The organism is Lentzea xinjiangensis, from assembly GCF_900110955.1.
Lineage (GTDB): Bacteria > Actinomycetota > Actinomycetes > Mycobacteriales > Pseudonocardiaceae > Lentzea > Lentzea xinjiangensis.
The window spans coordinates 253143-260069 of sequence record NZ_FOFR01000012.1 but is presented as its reverse complement, the minus strand read 5'-3'; the positions used below and the strand labels follow the sequence as shown (position 1 = coordinate 260069).

Annotated in this window: 9 protein-coding genes; all 9 read right to left on the bottom strand. The window is 70.3% G+C overall.

The window, feature by feature from the left end; all coding sequences use genetic code 11:
- Positions 1-376: 376 nt before the first annotated feature.
- Positions 377-1897: a YifB family Mg chelatase-like AAA ATPase gene (locus BMW88_RS25310; RefSeq protein WP_089954704.1), complete on the bottom strand. Its 1521-nt coding sequence runs from the start codon at positions 1895-1897 to the stop codon at positions 377-379.
- Position 1898: 1 nt separating this feature from the next.
- On the bottom strand, positions 1899-2270 hold the full coding sequence (locus tag BMW88_RS25305; protein WP_089954770.1) for a YraN family protein: 372 nt from the start codon (positions 2268-2270) through the stop codon (positions 1899-1901).
- A 154-nt stretch (positions 2271-2424) separates the two neighbouring features.
- Positions 2425-2748: a DUF2469 domain-containing protein gene (locus tag BMW88_RS25300; protein WP_030468024.1), complete on the bottom strand. Its 324-nt coding sequence runs from the start codon at positions 2746-2748 to the stop codon at positions 2425-2427.
- A complete protein-coding gene (locus tag BMW88_RS25295) occupies positions 2748-3539 on the bottom strand; it encodes a ribonuclease HII (protein WP_089954702.1) in 792 nt (263 codons plus the stop codon). Before BMW88_RS25295 ends, BMW88_RS25300 begins: the two co-directional genes overlap by 1 nt.
- Positions 3536-4396: a signal peptidase I gene (lepB, locus tag BMW88_RS25290; protein WP_089954699.1), complete on the bottom strand. Its 861-nt coding sequence runs from the start codon at positions 4394-4396 to the stop codon at positions 3536-3538. The genes BMW88_RS25295 and lepB (BMW88_RS25290) overlap by 4 nt, the downstream gene beginning before the upstream one ends.
- 4 nt (positions 4397-4400) lie before the next feature.
- Positions 4401-5141 carry a signal peptidase I gene (lepB, locus tag BMW88_RS25285; RefSeq protein WP_089954697.1) on the bottom strand — a complete coding sequence of 247 codons (741 nt, stop codon included), beginning with the start codon at positions 5139-5141 and terminating at the stop codon, positions 4401-4403.
- A gap of 3 nt (positions 5142-5144) precedes the next feature.
- Positions 5145-5504, bottom strand: coding sequence for a 50S ribosomal protein L19 (rplS, locus tag BMW88_RS25280; RefSeq protein WP_030468020.1), 360 nt, complete (start codon positions 5502-5504; stop codon positions 5145-5147).
- A 154-nt stretch (positions 5505-5658) separates the two neighbouring features.
- The gene (trmD, locus tag BMW88_RS25275) at positions 5659-6405 is read right to left on the bottom strand and encodes a tRNA (guanosine(37)-N1)-methyltransferase TrmD (protein ID WP_089954695.1); all 747 of its coding nucleotides are present in this window, start codon (positions 6403-6405) and stop codon (positions 5659-5661) included.
- Positions 6395-6910, bottom strand: a complete 516-nt coding sequence (gene rimM, locus BMW88_RS25270) for a ribosome maturation factor RimM (RefSeq protein WP_089954693.1) — start codon at positions 6908-6910, stop codon at positions 6395-6397. Before rimM ends, trmD begins: the two co-directional genes overlap by 11 nt.
- Positions 6911-6927: the final 17 nt, after the last annotated feature.

Below are 6927 nucleotides of genomic sequence, written 5' to 3'. Positions count from 1 at the left end.
CTGTCGGGCGGGCGGGCTGTCGGGCGGGCCGTCGCGTCGGCGGGCTGTCGGGCGGGCGGGCTGTCGGGCGGGTTGTCGCGTCGGCGGGCTGTCGGAGTGCAGAGCTGGCCAGATGGAGAGCTGCCGGCGGCGAGCTGCCGGGGTACGTGAGCGGCACGCGGAGGGTGCTGGGCGCTTGAGCGTGGCCGGGCGCTTCGGGTTGCGCGGCGCGTGGAGTGGGCGAGCGCGGGCTCACCTGGGCTGGGCCGGGCGCGGAGTCGGCGCTGGAGTGCGCCGCGTTCGGTTGTTTGGAGTGCGGGGATGACCGGGCTTGGGGTGGCGGGGCGCGGTCGGGGCTGGCGAGTTGCGGGGTTGGGGTTGGGGTTGGGGCGCGGGGTTAAGGGACGCGGCGTTCGCGGAAGTGGAGGGCTGCGGCCACGTGGTCGGCTGTGGGGCGGTCGGCTTCGGCGAGGTCGGCCAGGGTCCACGCCACTCGGAGGCAGCGGTCCGCGCCTCGGCCCGTCAGGGTGCCGGTGGCCAGGGCTCGGTCCAGGAGGGTGGTGGTGTGGCGCGGCAGGGCGAACTCGCGGCGCAGGGCCGGGCCCGGGACCAGGGCGTTGGCCTGCCAGGTGTGGCCGTGGGCCGACCAGCGGGTGGCGGCTCGGGACCTGGCTTTCAGGACTCGCTCGCGGACCACCGCGGTGGGTTCCGGTGGGGTGGCGTCGGCGTTGGCCATGGCGGTGGTGGCTCTCATCCGGACTCGGAGGTCCACGCGGTCGAGCAGGGGGCCGGACAGGCGCGACTGGTAGCGGCGGCGGACCGTGGCGGTGCAGGTGCAGTCGACCTCCTTGGGCGGGGCGCAGGGGCAGGGGTTGGTGGCGAGGATGAGCTGGAAGCGGGCCGGGTAGCGGGCTATGCCGTCGCGGCGCGAGATGCGGACCTCGCCGTCCTCCAGGGCGGTGCGGAGGGTGTCGATGGTCTTCTGGCCGAACTCGCAGGCCTCGTCCAGGAACAGGACACCCTTGTGGGCCTGGGAGGCGGCGCCGGGTTTCGCCATGCCGCTGCCGCCGCCGATCAGGGCCGCTATCGACGTCGTGTGGTGGACGTTGACGAACGGTGGGCTCGCCACCAGCGGGCAGCCTGGCGACAGGACGCCGGCCACCGAGTGGACCGCCGTCACGGCCAGGGCGTCCTCGCGGGTCAGGGGTGGGAGCAGGCCGGGGAGGCGTTCGGCGAGCATCGTCTTGCCGGTGCCCGGCGGGCCGGTCAGCAGCAGGTGGTGGGCGCCCGCGGCGGCCACCTCCAGGGCCCAGCGGGCCTCCGGCTGGCCCACCACGTCGGCGAGGTCCGGGATCGGCGGGAGCGGTGGGTCGGTCGCGGCCGGTGGGCGCGCCAGCGTCACGTCCTCTGCTCGCAGCCAGGCGAGGACCTCGGCCAGGGTCAGCGCGCCGTGCACCTCCACGCCGTCGACCAGGGACGCCTCCGGGAGCGTGTCCACCGGCACCACGGCGGCGCGCAGACCAGCGCGGCGGGCGGTGAGCAGGGACGGCAGCACGCCCCGGACCGGGCGCACCCGGCCGTCGAGGGCCAGCTCGCCCAGCAGGACCGTGGTGGCCAGGCGCTCGGCCGGGACCGAGCCCGCGGCGGCCAGGGTGGCGCACGCGATGGCCAAGTCGTAGCTGCTTCCGCCCTTGGGCAGGTTGGCCGGGGACAGGCCCAGGACGATGCGCTGCTTCGGCCACTCTTCCTCGCTGTTGCGCACAGCGGCCTTCACGCGCTCCTTCGACTCGTGCAACGACGCGTCGGGAAGCCCGAGGAGGTGGGTGCGGGGCTGGCCCACGCCCACGTCGGCCTCGATCTCGACGGCCAGGCCGTCGACTCCGCAGAGGGCGACGGACCACGCCTGTGCCAGAGCCATCTCAGGCTCCCCGCAGGTGGTGCAGGCGCGCTTCGCCCTCGCCGGACCAGGTGACCGAGATCAGGTCGACGCGGACCTCGCACCAGCCCACGCCGTGCGCGGCCAGCCAGCGCAGGGCCGTGCGGCGCAGGCGGGAGAGCTTGTCCTCGTCGACGGCCTCGTCCGGGCGGCCCCACCGGGGACCGGACCGGGTCTTGACCTCGCAGACGACCAGGCGGTCGCCCTCCACGGCCACGACGTCGAGCTCCCCGTCGCGGCACTTCCAGTTCCTCGACAGGACCACCAGGCCCTGCCCCTCCAGGTACCTGCACGCCAGGTCCTCGCCCTGCCGGCCCAGCTCCTGCTGCCTGGTCTCGACCAGTGCCCGTGCCACCACTGCCCTCGCCTCCCTGCGGGTCGTTGGGTACGACCTTGCAGGGTGGGGCGGGGCGGGTGGCCGGGCCGAGCGGAATCTGTGGACAACTCAACGGCTGTGGACAAGTCGGCCGTTGTCGATCTTGGAACGACGGATTCGTCGGTGGGGTGTGCTACGTGGGGAACGGCCCGCTTTCCGGCAGGCGGAGGTCCGGCTTGTCCAGCTCCTCCACGTTCACGTCCTTGAACGTGATGACGCGAACGTTCTTCACGAAGCGCGCGGGCCGGTACATGTCCCACACCCACGCGTCCGACATGCGCACCTCGAAGTACACCTCGCCGTCGGCGTTGCGCACCTGCACGTCCACCGAGTTGGCCAGGTAAAAACGCCGTTCGGTCTCCACGACGAACGAGAACTGGCTGACGATGTCGCGGTACTCCTTGTACAGCGACAACTCCATCTCGGTCTCGTACTTCTCGAGATCCTCTGCACTCATTACGCCTCCGCGCGGGTCATCTGCTCCGCGCCCTCCCTCGTCGCGAGCTCCCCGGCATCAGCCGGGGCTGCATCATTCTGGACCACGGCCGGCGCGGTCGTGCTGCGCGCCACCCTGTGCGGCGCGGCGAGACCGTGTTTCGCAGCCGCCGCTGCCACATTTACATACGACCAGCGGTGCTCCTCACACGGGCCGTGCTCCATCAACGCCGCCGTGTGTTCCGGCGTGCAATAACCCTTGTGCACGTTGAACCCGTACGCCGGATAACGATCATGAAGATCCGCCATTATCCGGTCTCGCGTGACCTTGGCCAGCACCGATGCCGCCGCCACGCACGCCGCCGCCTGGTCGCCCTTGAGCACCGCGACGCTCGGCGCGGGCATCCCCGGCACCTTGAAGCCGTCGGTCAGCACGTAGCCGGGATGCGTCGCCATCTGCGCCACCGCGCGCCGCATGCCCTCGATGTTCATGACGTGGATGCCCAGCCAGTCGATGTCGGCGGGCGGCACGACGATGACGGAGTGATCCACGGCACGCTTGAGCACCAGGTCGTACATCCGGTCGCGGGCCGGCGCCGTCATCAGCTTCGAGTCGTTCAAGCCCTCGAACCGCGAGGCGTCACCCGGCCGCAGCACGCACGCCGCGATCACCAGCGGCCCGGCGCAGGCGCCCCTGCCCGCCTCGTCGACCCCGGCGACGGGCCCGAGCCCCCGGCGCTCCAGCGTGCCCTGCAACGCCCAGTTCCCGGTCGATCCCCGCACCACGGCACGGGGCGGCAAAAGCATGGTCATCGGCGGAATCGGTCTCGCACTCGACGTCCGAGCAGCAGAAGCGGCCACGGCGCGACGATACCCACGCCCAGCGGGACGTTCTCCTGCCAGCCCGGCGCGCCCATCGAGACGACCTGCGGGTTGTGGTCCGACACCCCGCCCCACCTCGACGGGGGCAGCACGATGACGCGCGCCTTGCCGATCACGTTGTCCACGGGCACGAGCCCGTTGAGCCCGCCCTGGCCCTGGCAGCGCGAGTCGCACGAGTGGTTGCGGTTGTCACCGAGCACGAACAGCATGCCGTCCGGGATCTTGAGCTCCTCGAACGACTCCTGCTCGGCCTGCACGCCCTCGTCGAAGTGCTTGTACGGCTCGTCGAGCGCCTTGCCGTCCACCGTCACGCGGTTCTGCTCGTCGCAGCACTTCACGGTCTGCCCGCCGACGGCGATCACGCGCTTGACGAAGTCCTCCTCGTTCGCCGACGGCAGCCCGATCAGCGACCCGAGCCACGACAGCCCCTCCGAGATCGGGTTGCCCGGCTCGGCGGAGATGAAGTCGTTCTGCCACGACGGCGGCCCGCGGAACACGATCACGTCGCCGGGGGCCGGCTCGGTGAAGCGGTAGGTGACCTTGTCCACGAGCACCCGGTCGCCGTAGCAGTCGGTGCACCCGTGCAGCGTCGTCTCCATCGACTCCGACGGGATCATGTAGACGCGGCCGAGGAAGATCTGGATGGCGATCGCGAGGCCGAACGCGACCAGGATGAGGACCGGCAGCTCCTTCCAGAAGTTGCCCTTTTTCTTCTTCTTCGAAGTTTTCCCCGAAGCGTCCGAAGGCTCGTCGCCGGACGGGCTGTGCTCAGGATCGACGTCAACCACGAGATCAGCCTAGGGGCTGGGGGTTGTGATCCGACACAACACTCCACCGATCTTTCGGGAAGACGACGTACCGCGCCTTGCCGATGACGTTTTCGACGGGCACCGTGCCCGCTGCTCCCCCGCCGCCCTGTTTGCGCGAGTCGGTGGAGTTCATCCGGTTGTCCCCCATCACGAACAACCGTCCCTCCGGCACGCGCACGGGAGCGAACGGCTCGTGGTCCGCTGACGAACTGCCGGGCTGCCAATGGACGTACGGCTCATCGAGCGGCTTGCCGTCCACGACGACACGGTGCTGCTCGTCGCAGCACATCACCGTCTGGCCAGGAAGCGCGATCACGCGCTTGACGAAGTCGCGTTCGTTCGCGGGCGCGACGCCCAGCAACGACCCGATGCTCTGCACCACACGCGCGACGGGGTTCGTCGACGGCGCCACCCGGAAGTCGTTCGTGGTCCACGCCTCAGGGCCGCGGAAGACGACCACCTCGCCCGCCTCGACGTCGCCGAAGCGGTAGGTGAGCTTGTCGACCAGCACCCGGTCGTTCTCGCAGCCGGTGCAGCCGTGCAGCGTGCGTTCCATCGACGCCGAGGGGATCACGTAGACCCGCGCCACGAACGCCTGGATCAGCACCGTCAGCACGACGGCCGTCAGGACGACGTAGAGGACATCTCTGCCGGCACGAGTACGCCCCCGTCCCGGTTCGTCCGGTGCGGAGGCGTCCTCGAAGTCTTCCGGGCTCGAAGCCACCGGTCAGGAGACCGGACGGGCCTCGCGCTTCTCCTTGATCTTGGCAGCCTTGCCGCGCAGGTCGCGCAGGTAGTACAGCTTGGCGCGACGCACGTCACCGCGGGTCACGACCTCGATCTCCGAGATGTTCGGGGAGTGCACCGGGAAGGTGCGCTCGACGCCGACGCCGAACGAGACCTTGCGGACGGTGAAGGTCTCGCGGATGCCGCCACCCTGGCGACGGATCACGACGCCCTGGAACACCTGGACGCGCTCGCGCGAGCCCTCGATGACGCGGACGTGGACCTTCAGCGTGTCACCCGCGCGGAATGCCGGGATGTCAGAGCGCAGCGACTGGGCGTCAAGTGCGTCCAGGATGTTCATCGGTCGTCCTCACGTGTGTCTGTGAACTCCCCAGAGCATGTTCCATGGCAGTGCACGACATGATGGGGGTCGGCTAGGAGCGCACGCCGGTAAGACCACCGGCTGCGGCAACTGGTCCAGTGTGCCAGACCAGGCACCCCGGAATGAAATCGGGCTACTCGCCGTCCTCGCGCAGGCGCGCGAGCAAAGCCCTGTCGTGCTTGTCCAACGCTTCCGCGGGCAGCGATTCGAGCAGGTCGGGGCGCCTGTGGAAGGTCCTCGCGAGCGATTGATCACGCCGCCAGCGGTTGATCAGCCGGTGGTTGCCCGACCGCAGCACGTCCGGGACGGCGAGCTCGCGCCAGACCTCCGGCCGCGTGTAGCTCGGCCCTTCGAGGAGCCCGTCCTGGAACGAGTCCTCGGCGTGCGACTTCGGGTTGCCGAGCACGCCGGGCAGCAGCCGGGCGACCGCTTCCACGATCGCGAGCACGGCCACTTCACCGCCGACCAGCACGTAGTCGCCGATCGACACCTCATCAACGCGCACGCGCCGGGCGGCGTCATCGACAACGCGCTGGTCAATGCCTTCGTAGCGGCCGCACGCGAACACGAGGTGCGACTCGGACGCGTACTCGTGTGCCACTGCCTGCGTGAACGGACGCCCAGCCGGCGTCGGCACGATGAGACGCGTCTCGTCCGTGCACACGTCATCGAGAGCAGGGCCCCAGATGTCGGCCTTCATGACCATGCCGGGACCACCGCCGTACGGGCTGTCGTCGACGGCCTTGTGCACGTCCTGGGTCCAGTCGCGCAGGTCGTGCACGCCGACGCTGATCAGGCCCTTGTCGATCGCCTTTCCCAGCAACGCGGCGCGCAACGGCGCCAGGTACTCGGGAAAGATCGTGACGACGTCAATCTGCATCGAGCAGGCCCTCTGGCGGGTCGACCACGACACGGCCGCCGCGCACGTCCACCGTGGGCACGATCTCGCGCACGAACGGGATCAGCGCCTCGCCGCTGTCACGGATGACGACGAGCAGCTCGCCACCGGGACCGTGGACGACCTCCTTGACCGTGCCGAGCTTCGTGCCGTCGACGAGCTCCGCCGTGAGCCCTTCGAGCTCGTGGTCGTAGAACTCGTCGGGGTCTTCGGTCGGCGGCAGGTCGTCGGTGCTGCCCAGCAGCAACGTGCCGCGCAACGCCTCGGCGGCGTCGCGCGTCACGACCTCGGAGAAACGCACGAGCAGCCGCCCGGCATGAGGCCGGGCGGCTGACACGGTGAGGCTTCGAGACGTGCCGTCGCGCAGCCTGGCCTGCATCGTCGCCCCGATCGCGAACCGCATCTCGGGGGAGTCGGTGCGCACGTCAACGGCGAGTTCGCCGGTGATCCCGTGCGCCTTGGCCACACGGCCGACGACTACGTCCATTGCCCTGGAAACTCGTT

Bases quoted from the DNA above. Each gene is read 5' to 3' on its own strand.
- BMW88_RS25300 (WP_030468024.1), bottom strand. From the start codon at position 2,748: ATGAGTGCAGAGGATCTCGAGAAGTACGAGACCGAGATGGAGTTGTCG.
- BMW88_RS25295 (WP_089954702.1), bottom strand. From the start codon at position 3,539: ATGACCATGCTTTTGCCGCCCCGTGCCGTGGTGCGGGGATCGACCGGG.
- rplS (WP_030468020.1), bottom strand. From the start codon at position 5,504: ATGAACATCCTGGACGCACTTGACGCCCAGTCGCTGCGCTCTGACATC.
- BMW88_RS25310 (WP_089954704.1), bottom strand. From the start codon at position 1,897: ATGGCTCTGGCACAGGCGTGGTCCGTCGCCCTCTGCGGAGTCGACGGC.
- trmD (WP_089954695.1), bottom strand. From the start codon at position 6,405: ATGCAGATTGACGTCGTCACGATCTTTCCCGAGTACCTGGCGCCGTTG.
- rimM (WP_089954693.1), bottom strand. From the start codon at position 6,910: ATGGACGTAGTCGTCGGCCGTGTGGCCAAGGCGCACGGGATCACCGGC.